Source organism: Jiangella gansuensis DSM 44835 (assembly GCF_000515395.1).
In the GTDB taxonomy this organism is placed as follows: Bacteria; Actinomycetota; Actinomycetes; order Jiangellales; family Jiangellaceae; genus Jiangella; species Jiangella gansuensis.
The window spans coordinates 4,840,102-4,856,612 of sequence record NZ_KI911782.1 but is presented as its reverse complement, the minus strand read 5'-3'; the positions used below and the strand labels follow the sequence as shown (position 1 = coordinate 4,856,612).

At 72.0% G+C, this 16,511-nt stretch carries 14 protein-coding genes; 7 read left to right on the top strand and 7 right to left on the bottom strand.

Annotation, left to right across the window (positions count from 1 at the left end; genetic code table 11):
* Positions 1 to 3: 3 nt before the first annotated feature.
* Entirely contained in the window at positions 4 to 651 is a 648-nt protein-coding gene (locus JIAGA_RS0122845; RefSeq protein ID WP_026877436.1) for an HAD family hydrolase, read from the bottom strand.
* 20 nt (positions 652 to 671) lie between these two features.
* Positions 672 to 1,973: a cytochrome P450 gene (locus JIAGA_RS0122840; protein WP_026877435.1), complete on the bottom strand. Its 1,302-nt coding sequence runs from the start codon at positions 1,971 to 1,973 to the stop codon at positions 672 to 674.
* Positions 1,974 to 2,053: 80 nt separating this feature from the next.
* Here JIAGA_RS0122840 and JIAGA_RS31860 point away from each other — a divergent pair, with 80 nt between their 5' ends.
* Complete coding sequence (locus JIAGA_RS31860) at positions 2,054 to 3,682, top strand: glycoside hydrolase family 3 protein (protein WP_211239805.1); 1,629 nt, start codon at positions 2,054 to 2,056, stop codon at positions 3,680 to 3,682.
* Between the two features lie 36 nt (positions 3,683 to 3,718).
* Here the strand turns inward: JIAGA_RS31860 and JIAGA_RS0122830 are convergent, their stop codons facing one another.
* Both JIAGA_RS0122830 and JIAGA_RS0122825 read right to left on the bottom strand, forming a co-directional pair.
* On the bottom strand, positions 3,719 to 4,903 hold the full coding sequence (locus JIAGA_RS0122830) for an amidohydrolase (protein WP_026877434.1): 1,185 nt from the start codon (positions 4,901 to 4,903) through the stop codon (positions 3,719 to 3,721).
* Entirely contained in the window at positions 4,904 to 6,037 is a 1,134-nt protein-coding gene (locus tag JIAGA_RS0122825; protein WP_026877433.1) for a glutamate--cysteine ligase, read from the bottom strand.
* Between the two features lie 229 nt (positions 6,038 to 6,266).
* Here JIAGA_RS0122825 and JIAGA_RS0122820 point away from each other — a divergent pair, with 229 nt between their 5' ends.
* A complete protein-coding gene (locus JIAGA_RS0122820; RefSeq protein WP_026877432.1) occupies positions 6,267 to 7,022 on the top strand; it encodes a glycerophosphodiester phosphodiesterase in 756 nt (251 codons plus the stop codon).
* Here the strand turns inward: JIAGA_RS0122820 and JIAGA_RS0122815 are convergent.
* Positions 6,970 to 7,437 carry an NUDIX hydrolase gene (locus tag JIAGA_RS0122815; RefSeq protein WP_026877431.1) on the bottom strand — a complete coding sequence of 156 codons (468 nt, stop codon included), beginning with the start codon at positions 7,435 to 7,437 and terminating at the stop codon, positions 6,970 to 6,972. The two genes, JIAGA_RS0122820 and JIAGA_RS0122815, sit on opposite strands and share 53 nt — an antisense overlap.
* Positions 7,438 to 7,462: 25 nt before the next feature.
* Positions 7,463 to 8,641, bottom strand: a complete 1,179-nt coding sequence (locus JIAGA_RS0122810) for a class I SAM-dependent methyltransferase (RefSeq protein WP_026877430.1) — start codon at positions 8,639 to 8,641, stop codon at positions 7,463 to 7,465.
* Between the two features lie 221 nt (positions 8,642 to 8,862).
* Here JIAGA_RS0122810 and groES point away from each other — a divergent pair, with 221 nt between their 5' ends.
* From groES to JIAGA_RS31855, 3 genes are all read left to right on the top strand, one after another.
* Entirely contained in the window at positions 8,863 to 9,162 is a 300-nt protein-coding gene (gene groES, locus JIAGA_RS0122805) for a co-chaperone GroES (RefSeq protein ID WP_026877429.1), read from the top strand.
* A 117-nt stretch (positions 9,163 to 9,279) separates the two neighbouring features.
* Positions 9,280 to 10,893 (top strand): chaperonin GroEL, encoded by a 1,614-nt coding sequence (gene groL, locus JIAGA_RS0122800; RefSeq protein WP_026877428.1) that lies wholly within the window; start codon positions 9,280 to 9,282, stop codon positions 10,891 to 10,893.
* A 92-nt stretch (positions 10,894 to 10,985) separates the two neighbouring features.
* Positions 10,986 to 11,630, top strand: a complete 645-nt coding sequence (locus JIAGA_RS31855) for a hypothetical protein (protein ID WP_157553442.1) — start codon at positions 10,986 to 10,988, stop codon at positions 11,628 to 11,630.
* A gap of 30 nt (positions 11,631 to 11,660) precedes the next feature.
* Here JIAGA_RS31855 and JIAGA_RS31850 read toward each other — a convergent pair whose 3' ends face one another.
* Positions 11,661 to 12,929: a galactose oxidase gene (locus JIAGA_RS31850; RefSeq protein WP_051426419.1), complete on the bottom strand. Its 1,269-nt coding sequence runs from the start codon at positions 12,927 to 12,929 to the stop codon at positions 11,661 to 11,663.
* 148 nt (positions 12,930 to 13,077) lie between these two features.
* Here JIAGA_RS31850 and JIAGA_RS0122785 point away from each other — a divergent pair, with 148 nt between their 5' ends.
* Both JIAGA_RS0122785 and mtnK read left to right on the top strand, forming a co-directional pair.
* Positions 13,078 to 14,970: a sialidase family protein gene (locus JIAGA_RS0122785; protein ID WP_026877427.1), complete on the top strand. Its 1,893-nt coding sequence runs from the start codon at positions 13,078 to 13,080 to the stop codon at positions 14,968 to 14,970.
* Between the two features lie 168 nt (positions 14,971 to 15,138).
* Positions 15,139 to 16,362, top strand: a complete 1,224-nt coding sequence (mtnK, locus tag JIAGA_RS0122780; RefSeq protein WP_026877426.1) for an S-methyl-5-thioribose kinase — start codon at positions 15,139 to 15,141, stop codon at positions 16,360 to 16,362.
* Positions 16,363 to 16,511 lie beyond the last annotated feature (149 nt).

Sequence of the window (16,511 nt, the reverse complement as noted above, 5' to 3'; positions counted from 1 at the left end):
GGCTTAGAGCCGGTCGACGACGGCGGGCAGCTCACCGATGTCGTCCAGCACGGCGGCAGCGGTCTCGGCGAGGACAGCCGGGTCGGGCGGGAAGTGCGGGTTCGGGACGGCGACGACGGTCATGCCGGCGGCGTGCGCGGCGCGCAGCCCGTTGGTGGAATCCTCGACGGCGGCGCTGCGGGCCGGGTCGACGCCGAGCCGCCGGGCGGCCTCGAGGTACACGTCCGGCGCGGGCTTGCCGGCAGCCACCTGCTCGCTGGAGACCGCCACCGCGACCAGCCCGTCCAGCTCCGCGAACTCCAGGAACGCGCCGATCAGGACCGGCGGCGACGAGCTGGCGATGGCCACGGGGCGGGCCGCACCGACCGCTCGCACCGCCTCGACCGCACCCGGCAGCACCGGCGGCCCGGCCGCATACCGGCGGGCCATCTCGGCCACCACCACCTCGGCGATCTCGTCCGCGGTGAGGTCCGCGGCGAGCTCCTCGACCAGGTACCTGGCCCACTCCGGGGTGCTCATGCCCTGCATGGCGCGGGTGGCCTCGCCGGTCCAGGCGCCTCCGTGGGTCGCGACCACGCCGCGGCGTACCTCGTCCCACGCCTGCTCGGAGTCGACCAGCACACCGTCGAGGTCGAAGATCACAGCATCCATGCCGCCACGCTAGTCGCCGCTCATCGGGATTCGGGGATCAGCCAGAGGCCGCCGCGCGGGCGCAGGGTGATCAGCGGGTCGAGGCGCAGCGGCCGCTTGGGGACCGGGCGCAGCGACCAGCGCCGGACGACGGCGGCCAGCCCCAGCACCGCCTCCGTCCAGGCGAAGCCCTCACCGATGCACCGGCGCAGCCCGGCGCCGAACGGGAAGAACGCCCACCTGGGCCGGTCGTGATCTCCGTCGCCGAGCCACCGCTGCGGTTCGAACGCGTAGGGACGTGCCCACCAGCGGTGGTCGTGGTGCACCACCCACTGCGGCAGGACGACGAGATCGCCGGCGGCGATGACGTGGCCGCCCAGCTCGTGGTCGGCGGTCGCCTGACGTCCCATCATCCACGACGGCGGGTACAGCCGCAGCGTCTCGGCGACGACCGCGCGGCACAGCGGGTACCGCCCGGAATCGTCGTCGTCCGAACCCGCCGCGTCGACCTCGGCCTGCACCCGGGTCTGCACCGACGGATGCTGGGCCAGCAGGTGGAACGCGAACGCGAGCGTGTTCGCCGTCGTCTCGTGCCCCGCCAGCAGCAGGGTGACGGCCTGGTCGCGCACCATCCGGCGCGCCGTGTGCCCGTTCCCGTCCGGGGTGGACTGGACCAGTGCGGACAGGAGGTCGCCGCCGTCGTGCGCGGATCGTTCCCGCTCGGTGACCATCCGGTCGACGAGGCTGTGCAGCGCCTCCCGGCCGCGGCGCAGCCGCCGGAACGGGCCGACGGGCAGCGCCTGCAGCCGCTCGTTGAACGGCAGGAACGCCAGCTTGTACGCACTGAGCAGGTCGGCGAGCGCGGTTTCGACGGTGGCGACGTCGGCGTCCAGGTCGGTGCCGAGCAGGGCGGCGCCGGCGGTCGAGAGGGTCATCCGCACGGTGGCGGCGTGCACGTCCACCGGGACGCCCGGGCGCCAGGACGCCGACATGGACGCGGCGCGGTCGGCCATGACCGTGGCGTAGCCGTCGATGCGCCGGGAGTGGAAGGCCGGCTGCACCATTCCGCGGTGCTCCCGGTGAACGTCACCTTCGGCGGTCAGCAGACCGTCACCGAGCACCACGCGGGCTCGCTGCAACACGATGCCCTTACGGAACCGCTCGGCGTCCGACACCAGCACCGAGCGCACGTGGTCGGGATGGTTGAGCTGCCACACCGGGTACGGGCCGAGCCGGTAGCAGGCCATGTCGCCCTGGTCGTGCTGGACGGCGGCGACGAACCCCAGCCGGTCGGCCTGGAACGCGACCAGGTCACCGACCACGGGGAGCTGGCGGTGGCGCATGCTCCGACGCTACGAGCCCGCGCCGGCGACCGCCAGCGTCGCGCCTCGTTCGACCTGGCGAGCGTGGCAGACTGGCGCCAATGCGGCACCTGCTCCTCCTCCTCGTCGGCGCCCTCGCACTGACGGCCTGTTCCGGCGACGATTCCGGGCCGGCTACCCAGCCCACCGACGGCGACACCAGCGCGCCGCCGCCGAGCCCGACCGGCACCTCGACCCCGAGCCCGACCCCCACGACACCGCCGCCGCTGGCCTGGGGACCCACCCAGGCCGAGTACGACGAAGCCGCGCGCATCGTCGCCGACATGCCGGTCGAACGGCAGGCCGGGCAGGTCATCGTCGCCCGCTACGCCGGGCTCGAGCCGCCGGTCGACCTCATCGCGGAGCTGGGCCTGGGCGGGGTCATCCTGATGGGTGACAACATCGAGTCGCCGGACCAGGTCATGCAGGCGACCGCCGCCATCCAGCAGGCCGGCGACCGCGACTATCCGGTGATCATCGGGATCGACCAGGAGGGCGGAACGGTCGCCCGGATCCGGGAACCGGCCACCGAGTTCCCCGCGTACATGACGCTCGGCGCGGCCCGCGACACCGCGTTGGCCACCGACGCGGCGCGGGCCAGCGGCGAGGAGCTGCGGGCGATGGGCCTCACCATGGTGTTCGCACCGGACGCGGACGTCACCACCGGCCCCGACGACCCCACGATCGGCAGTCGTTCCGCCTCCTCCGATCCGGCGCTGGTGGCGCAGATCGTGTCGGCGTCGCTGGCCGGCTACGCCGAGGCGGGCATCGTCGCGGTGACGAAGCACTTCCCGGGCCATGGTTCGGTGCCGGCCGACAGCCACGAGGAACTCCCCGTGCAGACGGCCGGGCTCGACGAGCTGCGCGCCCGCGACTTCGTCCCGTTCCAGGCGGCCGTGTCGGCCGGTGCGGAGGCCGTCATGGTCGCGCACATCGATGTGCCGGCCGTCGAGCCGGGTGTGCCGTCGTCGCTGTCGCCGGCCGTTGTCGGCCTGCTGCGCGACGAGCTGGGGTTCGACGGCCTCGTGGTCACCGACGCGCAGGACATGGCCGCCATCAGCGACGGCTACGGTTCCGGTGCCGCGGCGGTGGCGTCGCTGGCCGCCGGTGTGGACGTCGTGCTCATGCCGGCCGACACCCGAGCCGCACACCAGGCCATCGTCGACGCCGTCGGCACCGGTGAGCTGCCGGCCGAGCGGCTGGCCGAGGCCGCGACCCGCGGGGTGGCGCTCATGCTGCACCAAGCCGCCGCGGGCGCCGCGCCGGCCGCGGACGCCGTCGGCGCGAACCGCGACCTGTCGTACCAGGAGTCCCTGGCCGGCGTGACCGTGGTTTCCGGCGCCTGCGAGGGCCCGCTGGTGGGCGGGACGATCCAGGTGGCCGGCGGCACCGACACCGACCGGGCCCGGTTCACCGAGGCGGCCGAAGCGGCCGGGCTGACGGTCGGAGCCGGTGGCGAGGTGGTGCGGCTGCTGGGCGGTACCGATCCCGGCTCCGGAGACGTCGTGGTGGCGCTGGACACGCCCTACGGGCTCGGCGCGAGCGACGCGCCGGTGCGCATCGCGCTGTACGGCCGCACCCCGGGGGCGTTCCGGGCGCTGGTGGACGTGCTGCGCGGTGCTGCCCCGGCCGGCGGCACGCTCCCCGTTCCCATCGACGGCGTCGAGCGGGAGGGCTGCGGCGGGGGCTGACCGGCACCGGCGCGCCGGGGGTCCCGCCTCGCCGCGTCAGGGGCGCGGCGAGGCGGACGACGCCAGCGCGGTCAGGGCCGTGCTCACCATGACCCGCACGCCGTAGGCCAGCGCCTTCTCGTCGATGTCGAAGTCGCCCTGGTGCAGGTCGCCCATCTTCGCCAGACCGCTGCCGTGGACCCCGATGCGGGCCAGCGCCAGCGGAACCCGTTCGCCGTACCAGGCGAAGTCCTCGCCGCCCATGCTGGTCTCGGTGCCGGTGAGCGCGTACTCGCCCAGTTCGGCGGTGACGGCGCTGCGCAGCAGGCGCACGCACGACTCGTCGTTGACCACCGGCGGGACGCCGCGTTCGTAGTGCACGTCTACGGTGGCGCCGCTTGACGAGGCGATGTCGTGGACGATGCCGCGGACCACCTTCTCCGCGTCGGCCCAGGCGGAGTGGTCGAGCACCCGGACGGTGCCGCGCAGAATCCCCTCGGACGGGATGGCGTTCGGCGGGCCGCCGGCCTGGATGGCGCCCCACACCAGGGAGAACCCGGACCGGACGTCGATCTGGCGGGCCAGCAGGGCCGGAGTGTCGACGGCGATGCGCGACAGTGTGTCGACGAGGTCCACGGTCAGCTGGGGCCGGGCGGTGTGCCCGCCGGGGCCGCCGATGCGCACCTCGACCAGGTCGCAGGCGGCGGTGATGGGTCCTGGACGGATGCCGACCTGCCCGACCGGCAGCCGCGGGTCGCAGTGCAGCGCGAAGGCCCGCTCGACGCCGTCGAGGGCACCGGCCGCGAGCACCTCGCGGGCGCCGGCCATGATCTCCTCGGCCGGTTGGAAGATGACCCGGACCCGGCCGGGTAGCTGCGGCACCTTCGCCAGTGCCATCGCGGCGCCGAGTGCCATGACGGTGTGCGCGTCGTGCCCGCAGGCGTGGCAGACGCCGTCGACGGTGGATCGGTAGGGGACGTCCTTGAGGTCCGGGAGCGGCAGCGCGTCGATGTCCGCGCGCAGTGCGACGGTGCGTGGCCCGGAACCGATGTCGACCACGACGCCGGTGCCGCTGGGCAGCACCTGGGGCTCGAGTCCGGACCGTCGCAGCTGCCGGACGAGCAGGTCGGTGGTGTGGTGCTCGTTCAGGCCGAGCTCCGGCCGGGCGTGCACCGTGCGCCGCAGCGCGATCAGTTCGTCGGTGTGAAGGTCCAGCCAGCTCGCAAGCCAGTCAAAGGCCACTTATGTCAACCCCGTCGCCATCTCTTCCAAGAGGCTGTCGACGACCTTCGTCAAATCACCGCCGTTCGCCTCTGCAGTTGTCCGTTGCCGCTGGTAGCTCGCGCCGTGCGAGACAATGCGTTCAATGCCCGCAAGCTCGTCAGCGCACGACAGTCTACGGGCAATGGGCATGAGGTCGTCGGCCAAATCGAGTAATGCCTGCCGCAGCGGCACCACGGTGTCCTGATCGTCGACGATGATCTCCGCGTCCAGGCCGAACCGGGCCGCCCGCCACTTGTTTTCGCGCACCACCCAGTTCTTGGGGCTGGGCAGGGTGTAGCCGCGGTCGAGTTCCCGGTCCAGCCGCTCGACGACGCACTGGGCGAGCGCTGCGATGGTGCACACCTCGTCCAGCGTCGGCAGTCCGTCGCAGATGCGCAGCTCGACGGTGCCGAAGTCCGGGTGCGGGCGGATGTCCCACCACACCTCGCGGACCGACTCGATGGTCTGGGTGGTGATCAGGGTGTCCATGTAGCTCTCGAACTGGTCCCAGCCGGACAGCTGGTAGGGCAGCCCGGCGGTGGGCAGCGATTCAAACACCTTGCTGCGCGACGACGCCAGTCCGGTGTCGTGCCCGACCCAGTACGGCGAGGACGCGGACAGGGCCAGGAAGTGCGGCACGTACGTGGTCAGCGCATTGACAATCGGGATGACTTTCGCCGGTGCCCGGACGCCGACATGGACGTGCACGCCGAAGATCTGCAGCCGCCGGGCCAGCCACTGGAGGTTCTCGACCAGCTGCTCGTACCGCGGTTTCGGGCTGATCTTCTGGTTCGCCCAGTTGCTGATCGGGTGGGTCCCGGCGCACATGAGACCGAGCCCGCGACGCTGCGCGGCGGTCGCGACGGTGCGCACGGTCTCGGTGAGGTCGGCGCGGGCCTCGGCGACCGTGCCGCATACGCCGGTGACCACCTCGATGGTCGATTGCAGGAGTTCGTGCTTGGCCTTGGGGTGTTCGTCCGCACCGGCAGGTCGCAGCTCCTCCAGGATCTCGACCGCGCCGGAGGTGAGTTCACGAGTCTGCGTGTCGACCAGCTGCAGTTCCCATTCGACACCCAGACTGCTGCTATCGGACGGCGTGAAAGGAATCTGCATGCCCGGAGTGTGACATGTCTTCCGGCATTTACGGAATGCCCAGTCTCACGTGATTTGTGACAGAAAGTGATGGCATGAATTGACTGGAGGCATCGCTCGGCCGAGAGTGGGAGTCACGGCGCGAGGCCGGGGAGCGTGACTCGCACCCGTGGGCTGGTGAAGATCCATTTTCGCACCCTGGTCCGAGCACTGACAAGACGCGGGCCGCGCAGCCTGCGATGATCGACGGGTGTTCGCCCCGCTGGTTCCACCCATCACGTTCGCCCACCGCGGCGCGATGGCGCAGGAACGCGAGAACACCCGCGAGGCGTTCGAGGTGGCGCTGCGGCAGGGCGCGACCGGCCTCGAGAGCGATGCCTGGCTGACCGCCGACGGGCAGGTCGCACTCGACCACGACGGCGTCGTCGGCCGGCGGCCACGGCGGCGGCCGATGAGCGAGCTGCCCCGGGCGGACCTGCCCGCGCACGTCATGACCCTCGACGAGCTCTACGCCGTGTGCGGCACCGGGTTCGAGCTCTCCCTGGATGTGAAGGACCCGGCGGCGTTCGGCCGGATCGTCGAGATCGCCCGGGCGGCCGGCGACGACGTCCCCGGCCGGCTGTGGCTGTGCCATCCGGACCTCGACCTCGTCACGAGCTGGCGGGCTCGGGCCGACGACGTCCGGCTCGTCGACTCGACGCGAGTGAGCCGGATGGCCGACGGGGTCCGCCACCGGGCCGCCACGCTGTCGGCGCGCGGCATCGACGCGGTCAACCTGCACTGGCTGGACTGGACCGAGCTCTACGTGGGGCTGTTCCACGACGCGGGCGTGTACGCGTTCGGCTGGGACGCGCACAGCCGGCAGGCGCTGGCCCGGCTGGTCCCGACCGGGGTCGACGCCGTCTACGGCAACCATGTCGACCGCATGCTCGAAGCGGTGGCTGGATTGCGCTCTAGCGTGGACGAGTCTCCAGAAGCGCGTCGAGGAACGCCGCCTGGGCCTTGACGATCTTCTCCCGGGCGGTGTCCAGGTCGAACCAGGCCACGCGGTCGACCTCGGGGAAGGCCTGGCGCCGCCCGGACCTCGGTGGCCACTCCATCTCGAACGTCCCCGGCACCACGTCGGCCGGGTCGAGATCGCCGGCCAGCGCCCACGCCGTCACCGTCTTGCCGCCGGACTGCTTCACCGTGCCCAGCTCGACCAGGTCGCCGTCGGGAACCGGCAGGCCGAGCTCCTCGGTGAACTCCCGGCGTGCGGCGGCCGCGGGCTCCTCGCCGTCGTCGTACTCGCCCTTCGGGATGGACCAGGCGCCGGCGTCCTTGCGGGACCAGAACGGGCCGCCCATGTGCCCGAGCAGCACCTCGACGCCGGACGGCCCGCTGCGCCACAGCACGATGCCCGCGCTCCGTCTGCCCGCCATGCGTACGAGTCTGCCGCAGTGCGGGTCAGACCGGCTCGGCGACCAGGACGGCGGCTCGGCCGGCGACCCGCGTGACGACGAACGTCGCCGCCGCGCGGCCGCGGGGCCGGACCGCCGCCCGCAACCGCTCCGGCAGCACGTCGACGCCGCGCTTCTTGACCGTCAGCGTGCCGATGCCGTGCTCGCGGACGTACCTGCGCAGCGCCTTGACGTCGTAGGGCAGCCGGTCGGTGAGGCGGTAAGCGCGGGCGAACGGCGTGGGGACGTGCTGGTCGGCGGTCACGTACGCGATGGTGGAGTCGATCAGGCCGCCGCCGACGACGTCCGCCACGGCCGTCACCAGCCCGGCCCGGATCACCGCGCCGTCGGGCTCGTAGAGGTAATCGCCGGGTTCGCGGACGTCGGCACCGGGGTCGTCGGCGTCGGTGAGGGTCGCCCCCGACGGCAGCAGCGTCGCCCGCCGCCGGATCCGTTCGCCGTCTCCGGCGAACCCGCCCGACCACAGCGCCGCCTCCTTGACCTCGCCGCGCTCGGACACCCACTCCGCTTCGACACCGGCGGGGACGCGTGCGTGCGGGATGCCGGGCGCGACCTTGACGCAGGCCGTCGACGCGAGTAGTTCGAGGACGAACGACCAGGGCGGACGGTAGGCGTCCGGGTCGAACACCCGGCCGCGGACGGTGCGGCGGGCCGGATCGCAGACCACGGCGTCGAACCCCGAGCGGTCGAGGGCGACGGCGTCACCTTCGACGACCGTCGCGGTCAGGCCCAGCGCCGCCACGTTGGCGCGCGTGACCGCGACAGTCAGGGGATCCGCTTCCACGCCGGTGACGTCCAGCCCGGCCCGCGCGAGTTCGATGAGGTCGCCGCCGATGCCGCAGCACAGGTCGGCGATCCTGGCACCGGGTCCGAGCACGCCCGTGATGCGGGCGGCCCGGCGCCGCGCCACCCCGGCCCGGGTGGCCTGTTCGTAGCCGTCGACGGTGAACAACATCCGTGCGGCGTCCGCGGGGCCGAACTTCTCCGACGCGCGGGCGCGCAGCCTGGCCTGGGTGAGGGCGGCCGCTACCAACTCGGGAGGATGGTCGCGGCGCAGCCGAGTGCCGAGCGCGAACTCGTCCTCCCGGCCGTACGCCGCGGTCGCGTCGGCGAGTAGGGCGGACCCGGCCGGCGAGGCGAGCGTGCGCAGGCTGTCGAGGTCCACCGGGTCACCTTCGCACAGCGCCCAGCCCGTCGGCCGCCGTACTCCACGTGCGCTCTTGGCACTCGCCTTGACCGAGTGCTAAGCAACGGACTACCTTGAGTCTTGGCACTTTCACCATGAGAGTGCCAACGGTCCTTCCGCCGGCACCCGCGACGACGGCGGCATGCGGCCGGTCCACAAGCAATCATTCGTGACATCCCGCGAAAGGGGAGGTCAGACAAGTGTCGGTCTCCATCAAGCCACTCGAGGACCGCATCGTGGTCAAGCCGCTGGAGGCGGAGCAGACCACGGCGTCCGGTCTCGTCATCCCTGACACCGCCAAGGAGAAGCCCCAGGAGGGCGAGGTCGTCGCCGTTGGCGAGGGCCGTTGGGACGAGGACGGCGAGAAGCGCATTCCGCTCGACGTGAAGGTCGGCGACGTGGTGCTCTACTCGAAGTACGGCGGCACCGAGGTGAAGTACGGCGGCGACGAGCTGCTGATCCTCTCCGGCCGCGACGTGCTCGCGATCGTGCAGAAGTGACGCTCCGGTCATTCATGTGAGTGACGACGCCCTGACCTGACGGCCATTCCGCCGATCGGGTTGGGGCGTTCTCTCGTCGTTCGGCCCGTCAGACATCGAAAGGGACCGGTTTTCCCCATGCCCAAGATCCTCGAATTCGACGAGGCCGCGCGCCGGAGCCTGGAGCGCGGCGTCGACGCCCTCGCGAACACCGTCAAGGTGACGCTCGGCCCCAAGGGCCGCAACGTCGTCCTCGACAAGAAGTTCGGGTCGCCCACCATCACCAACGACGGCGTCACCATCGCCCGCGAGGTGGAGCTGGACGACCCGTACGAGAACCTCGGTGCGCAGCTCACCAAGGAAGTTGCCACCAAGACCAACGACGTCGCCGGTGACGGCACCACCACCGCGACGGTGCTGGCTCAGGCCATGGTCCACCGTGGCCTGAAGTCCGTCGCCGCGGGCGCCTCCCCCATGGCCGTCAAGCGCGGCATCGACGCGGCTGTCGAGGCCGTCCGGGCCGCTCTGGTCGAGTCGGCGCGGCCGGTCGACGAGAAGTCCGACATCGCCTCGGTGGCGGCCATCTCCGCGCAGGACCCGAGCATCGGCGAGGTCATCGCCGACGCCTTCGACAAGGTCGGCAAGGACGGCGTCATCACGGTCGACGAGTCGCAGACCTTCGGGACCGAGCTCGAGTTCACCGAGGGCATGCAGTTCGACAAGGGCTACCTGAGCCCCTACTTCGTCACCGACGCGGAGCGTCAGGAGGCCGTCCTCGAGGACGCGCTCATCCTGATCCACCAGAACAAGATCTCGTCCGTCAGCGACCTGCTGCCGCTGCTGGAGAAGGTCGTCGAGGCCGGCAAGCCGCTGCTGATCGTGGCCGAGGACGTCGAGGGTGAGGCGCTGTCCACGCTGGTCGTGAACAAGATCCGCGGCACCTTCACCTCGGTCGCCGTCAAGGCGCCGGGCTTCGGCGACCGCCGCAAGGCGATCCTGCAGGACCTCGCCGTGCTCACCGGCGGCCAGGTCGTCGCCGAAGAGGTCGGCCTCAAGCTCGACCAGGTCGGGCTCGAGGTGCTCGGCTCGGCTCGCCGGGTCGTCGTCACCAAGGACACCACCACGGTGGTCGACGGTGGCGGTTCGCAGGCCGACATCGACGGCCGGGTTGCGCAGATCCGGGCGGAGATCGAGAACACCGACTCCGACTGGGACCGCGAGAAGCTGCAGGAGCGACTGGCCAAGCTGGCCGGTGGCGTCGGCGTCATCAAGGTCGGCGCGGCCACCGAGGTCGAGCTGAAGGAGCGCAAGCACCGCATCGAGGACGCCGTCTCGGCAACCCGCGCGGCCATCGAGGAAGGCATCGTCTCCGGTGGAGGCGCCGCCCTGGTGCACGCACGGTCCGCGATCGACGGGCTGGAGCTGTCCGGTGACGAGGCCACCGGTGCCGGCATCGTCCGCGGCGCGCTGGCCGAGCCGCTGCGCTGGATCGCCGAGAACGCCGGCGAGAACGGCTACGTCGTCGTGGCGAAGGTCGAGTCCGGCACGCCGGGCCACGGCTACAACGCCGCCACCGGCGAGTACGGCGACCTCCTCGCTGAGGGTGTGCTCGACCCGGTCAAGGTGACGCGTTCGGCCGTCGCCAACGCCGCGTCGATCGCCAGCCTGCTGCTCACCACCGAGGTGCTCGTCGTCGACAAGCCCGAGGACGAGGAGCCGGTCGGCGGCCACGGTCACGGCCACGGCCACTGAGTCCGGCTCGTCCGGCTCGACACCGACGGCCCGGGTGCCCCGCTGGGGTGCCCGGGCCGTTCACTTTTTCGGTGCGTTGAGAAGATGAGGGCGTGACGTCCCGACGCCGTATCGCGTACATGTTGGTCCTTCTCGTCGCTGCCGGGCCGGCCGCGGCCTGCGGAGAGGAATCGGCGGCGAGCCCTGCGCCGGACGACGTGCTGGCCGAGCGAGCCGCGGAGATCGGGGTCGCGCCGGAGGTGATCTATGCCGTCTCGCTGGACGGCTTCACGCCGGCCTGGCAGTCCATCGGACCCTACGGCGAATCCGGCTACAACGCCGCGTACGTGTCGCCCGACAGCGGCCTGGCGATGCTGACGGTCGACCCGCGCGGCATGACCGACACCGACTGCCCGCTGCGGCCACTCGCCACCGCTGGAGCCTCGGCCGACGCCTCGGGAGACGTCGAGTGCACCGCGGACGACATCGGGTGGTACCGCGTCAGCGGCGATCAGCACGAGTACGTCGTCGTGCACGACGGTGCCGCGGTCGCTCTCAGCGCCGGTGTCGACGTCGTGGACCGCGATGCGCTGGCCGACGCCGTCGCTGACGCGCACCCGCCCACCACGGACGAGCTCGAGGAGCTGTTCCCGCCGGAGCGTGACAGCGACCGCGGCGAGTCCGTCGAACGCGGCGACCTGCCGGCCGACGGCGACGGCGCGCCGCTCAACCCGGACGGGGAAGGACGGGAAGGCTGAGCGGCGGCCGCGGGCCGGCCTACCTGGTCGCTAGAACCGGACGGACCAGACCCGGGGCGTGCGGATCCCGGGGCCGATCTCTCCGCTGACGACCACCAGGTCACCGTCCCAGTCGACCGCGGGCGTCGTTGCCGGCGGCGGGCCTGGGAAGTGCCCGTCGGCCTGCCAGCGGTCGCGGCGGGTGTCGTAGCGCAGCAGGTCGACGTTGAAGCCGGTGTGGTGGTCGTAGATCCAGCTGACGATGTCGTTGTGCTTGGTCCACTCGGCCGATCCGGCCGGTGCGGCGTCGCGCAGCGCGGCATGGTGCTGGATGAGGTTCCAGCGGTCGACGTCCCGGTCGCCGCCGGCCACGACGAGACCGGTGCGGCCGACCGGATGGGCCAGCCCGGCCGTGACACACCACGGCAGGTCGGCCACCCGCCGCCAGGTCCGGCGGCGCGGCTCGTAGGCGTAGGCGTCCCGGTAGAGCGTCCAGCTGCCGTCCGCGTGCTTGGCGCGCCCGCTGAGCAGGTAGAACCGGCCGTCCTGGGCGGCGCCGACGGCGACCGTGCGCGGGTCGCCCGGCCAGGTGGGCAGCGTGGTCCAGCCGCGATCGGGCCGGGCGAGGTCAAGGGCGACGAAGTCGGCGCCTTCCGCGACGTAGACGACGTCATCCACGATTCCAGCGACGGCGTACGACATCGGCCGCGGCAGGTCGGGGAGGTTCTCACGCTCGAGCGTCCGTCCGGTGGCGTTCCAGCGCAGGTAGTAGACGTCGGCGAACAGCTCGACCGGGCGCTGGGCGGTGCCGCCGGGACCGCCGCGGTATCCCTCGCCGCCGATCACCAGCACGCCGTCATCGGTGCTGATCGTGGCGGCGTAGCCGACGGCATCGGGAAGGTGCAGGTCGGTGTCGAGCCAGCGGTACTCACCGTCGCGGCCGCGATGCAGGATGAACGCGTCGGTCCAGTACACCTTGCCCAGCGTGTTCGCCCTGGTGGCTGTGCGGGCGGGCTCGGGGAAGTTCGCACCGCCGGCGACGATGAGGTGGTCGCCGTGTGCGCCGGCGAGCGGGCCGGCCAGTCCGAGCGCGCCCCAGTACGGCTCGCCCACGGGGATGGCGTCGTGCCAGTCGGTGGTGTTGGCGGGCACGTCCGGCAGCTGAGTCCAGACCGGGCGCCGGCCTCCGGCGCCGGCCGCGGAATTCGCCTGGGCCGGTGAAGCACCGGCGGGAAGGGTGGCGCCCGCCCAGGCAGTGCCGGCTGCCGCGGCGGTGGCCGCGCCCAGGGCGAGCGTACGTCGTCGGCTCAGCTGGGTCATGTCGGCCTCCGTTGAGATGAGTGGGATGTCGGATATAGAACAAGTCCGAGTCCGGACAGTCAAGGGCACGGACACATTCTTGACACATATCCCATATGTGATGTGGGATGAATTTCCACGGGGACGGCTCCAACGAAGGAGGATTCTCGTGGTGACATCGGCTCGCCCGCGCAGCATCGTGGCAGCCAGCGCTGTACTGCTGGCCGCCGCGCTCCCAGCCACCGTCCTGGCCGCGGCTGGTCCGGCGGCAGGGGCCGCCGAAACTCGCGGCATCCGCCAGACAGTGGTCTTCGAGTCAGGTACCGAGGGGTACGACACGTTCCGTATCCCCGCCATCATCCGCTCCGATGAGGGCACTCTGCTCGCCTTCGCCGAAGGCCGCGTCGCCGGTGGCGGCGACACCGGCGACATCGACCTCGTGCTGCGCCGCTCGTCCGACGGCGGCCGCACCTGGGGGTCGTTGCAGGTGGTCGGCGACAACGGCGTCAACGTGTTCGGCAACCCCACACCGGTCGTCGACCCGGCCACCGGTGACATCGTGCTGCTCAGCACGCACAACGCCGGCGACGCCTCAGAGGCGGAGATCATGCGCGGCGAGGTCACGGCCGAGCAGAGCCGCCGGGTCTTCGTCCAGCGCAGCACGGACGACGGCGTCAGCTGGTCCGAGCCGGTCGACATCACCGCCGACACGAAGCTGCCACAATGGCGCTGGTACGCCACCGGTCCGCTGCACGCCATCGCACTCGAGCACGGTGAGCACGCCGGCCGGCTCGTCGCGCCCGCGAACCACTCCACCAGCCCGGCTCCCGGCTCCAGCGACACCGGCCAGGAGGCCAAGTACTACGGCGCGCACTCGCTCTACAGCGACGACGGCGGCCTGAGCTGGCGGATCGGCGGCATCGACACCCCGCTCAACGGCGTGCTCAACCCGAACGAGAACACCGTCACCGAGCTCGCCGACGGCACCCTGTACTTCAACGCCCGTGACCAGAACGGCAGCAGCGTCGGCACCCGCGGCTCCACCACCAGCAGCGACGGCGGCGAGTCCTTCGACGCGCCGTACCAGCTGGTGGAGGGTCTGGTGACGCCGGTGGTGCAGGGTTCGGTGCTGCGCCTGCCCCGCGAGGACGACCGGCTGGTGTATTCCGGCCCGGCCGACCCGTCCGCCCGGCGGGACCTCACCCTGCGCTACAGCTTTGACGCCGGTGCGACCTGGCGCGACGGCCTGACCCTGCACGACGGGCCGGCCGCGTACTCCGACCTGGTCGACGCCAACCGGCGCACCCTCGGCGTGCTCTACGAGAACGGCGACTCCGGCACCTACGAGCGCATCACCTACGCGAGCGTGCCGACCCCGCTGCTGGACCGCGTGATACCCGGCCCGCCGCCGGTGATCACACCGGATGCGTCCGGGGGCGACCAGCACGGTGTGGTGACGGGTACGCCGGATGCCGTCGACGGTGTCGTCGCCGGTGCGCTGGAGTTCACCACGGGCGAGCATGTCGCGGTCCCGATGACGTCCCGGCTCGATGTCGGCGACGGACCGTTCACCGCCGCGGCGTGGTTCCGCAGCGACGCGCAGTCCGACCAGTCGCTGCTGTGGGCGTTCGGCGTCGGCGGCAATCGCAACCAGTTCTGGGTGCGGCTGGAGCCCGGTGCCGGCCGGATCCGCGCGTTGATCGACACCGACCTGTCGTCGACCTCGCTGGCCGCTCCCGGCGCGTTCGCCGACGGCGCCTGGCACCACGTCGCGCTGGTGCGCTCCGCGGACGCGATCACTCTCTACGTCGACGGCGTGGCCGCGGCCACCACCGCTGCGATCCCCGGCTCGGTGACCGCCGACGCAACCGCCGGTCTCCACGTCGCGCAGCGACTGGACGGAGCCAACCAGCTCCTCGGTGCCGTCGACGAGGTCTGGTTCCTCGACCGGGCCGCCACCACGGCCGAGGTCGCGGCGCTGGCCAACGGTGAGGCCGCGCCCGGCGGGTCGGCCCTCGTGCACCTGCCACTGGACCAGACGCGGCGCGAGCCGCGGAGCTGAGCGGCCGCGTGTAGCGCAGCTCGGCACGCAGGATGACGGGCGGTTCGGCGGAATTGGGACACCCCCGGACCGCCCGTCACGGTGTTTGGTGGCCTACTGCCGAGTCTTCCGTCGAGCCGGCGTCGTACCGTCATACGGCAGATCGGTGCGAGCGTAGGAGGAGACCGCATGCCGGACTGGCAGAACCTGAGCGCCGAGACGGTCCCGGCGTACCTGGCGTCGGTGCCGGAGCTGGCCGGACGTGTCGACGTCGGCGCGCTGGAGCCGGTGGTCGAGGTCGGCGACGGCAACCTCAACCTGGTCTTCGTCGTGCGTGACGCCCACGGCGCGTCCCTGGTGCTCAAGCAGTCGTTGCCGCACGTGCGCACCGACCCGTCCTGGCCGATGACACGGGAGCGCTCAGCCCGCGAGGCGCTCATCCTGGGCCGCCACCAGGCGATCGACCCCGGGCACGTCCCGGCGCTGTACCACTTCGACCGGGCCCACTACGTGCTGGCCATCGAAGACCTGTCCGACCACGTGGTCTGGCGCGGCGAGCTCAACGCCGGCCGGCCGCACGAGTACGCCGCCGCGGAGCTGGGCCGCTACGTCGCCCGGGTCGCGTTCGGCACCTCGGTGCTCGGACTGGATCCGCTGGAGCAGAAGCGGGTGGTCGCGGCGGCGGTGAACCCCGAACTGTGCGAGATCACCGAGGATCTCGTGTTCACCGAACCGTACATCGACCATGAGCACAACCGGGTGCTGCCGGCCAACAAGGCCGACGTCGACGCGCTGCGCTCCGACCGCGAGCTGCTGCGCGAGATCGGGCTGCTGAAGTTCGCGTTCATGACCCGGGCGCAGGCGCTCATCCACGGCGACCTGCACACCGGTTCGGTGTTCGTCCGCGCCGCCGGTGACGGACTGCCGGCGTCGGTGCGGGCGTTCGACAGCGAGTTCGGCTTCTACGGGCCCATCGCGTTCGACCTCGGCGCCGTATGGGCGAACCTGCTGCTGGCCGCGGCCCGTTCCACGGCTCTGGGCGACGACGCGCGAGCGGCGGTACTCCTGGCAGAGCTGCCCGAGCGGCTGTGGCGGGCGTTCGAGACGGAGCTGCGGGCGCTGTGGCCGCGGCGCCTGGACCCACGGGTCTGGGGCGACGACATGCTGGAATTACTGCTCGCCGAAGTGCGCCACGACGCCGCCGGCTACGCCGCCGCGAAAGCCGTGCGTCGCATCGTCGGCTTCGCCAAGGTCAGCGACATCGAGACGCTCGACGAGGGCCCGCGCGAAGGCGCCGCCCGCGGTGTGCTGCGGGCAGCCCGCGGTCTAGCCGTCCTCCGCAACGACGACGCCGACGTAGCCCGGCTCAGCGCGGCGGCCCTGGCCGTACTGCGTGGGACAGCGACCCGATGAGGCAGCCGGGCCGGGTGGCCAGGGCGGGGAGTCGAGGACCCGCCGCGGTGGGTTGATTCGTCCGGGTGGAGCCCGGGGCTGCGGGTGGTGTCGGTGCGGGGGATCGGATGGGCCGGTCTGGCTGCGTGGCTGGGGTAGTGGGTTCCGGG

What these genes read in the sequence shown, in the direction of transcription:
- JIAGA_RS0122845 (WP_026877436.1), bottom strand. Translation starts at nt 651, where the DNA reads ATGGATGCTGTGATCTTCGACCTCGACGGTGTGCTGGTCGACTCCGAG.
- JIAGA_RS0122815 (WP_026877431.1), bottom strand. Translation starts at nt 7,437, where the DNA reads ATGGCGGGCAGACGGAGCGCGGGCATCGTGCTGTGGCGCAGCGGGCCG.
- mtnK (WP_026877426.1), top strand. Translation starts at nt 15,139, where the DNA reads ATGCCGGACTGGCAGAACCTGAGCGCCGAGACGGTCCCGGCGTACCTG.
- JIAGA_RS0122825 (WP_026877433.1), bottom strand. Translation starts at nt 6,037, where the DNA reads ATGCAGATTCCTTTCACGCCGTCCGATAGCAGCAGTCTGGGTGTCGAA.
- groL (WP_026877428.1), top strand. Translation starts at nt 9,280, where the DNA reads ATGCCCAAGATCCTCGAATTCGACGAGGCCGCGCGCCGGAGCCTGGAG.
- JIAGA_RS31860 (WP_211239805.1), top strand. Translation starts at nt 2,054, where the DNA reads ATGCGGCACCTGCTCCTCCTCCTCGTCGGCGCCCTCGCACTGACGGCC.
- JIAGA_RS31850 (WP_051426419.1), bottom strand. Translation starts at nt 12,929, where the DNA reads ATGACCCAGCTGAGCCGACGACGTACGCTCGCCCTGGGCGCGGCCACC.
- JIAGA_RS0122840 (WP_026877435.1), bottom strand. Translation starts at nt 1,973, where the DNA reads ATGCGCCACCGCCAGCTCCCCGTGGTCGGTGACCTGGTCGCGTTCCAG.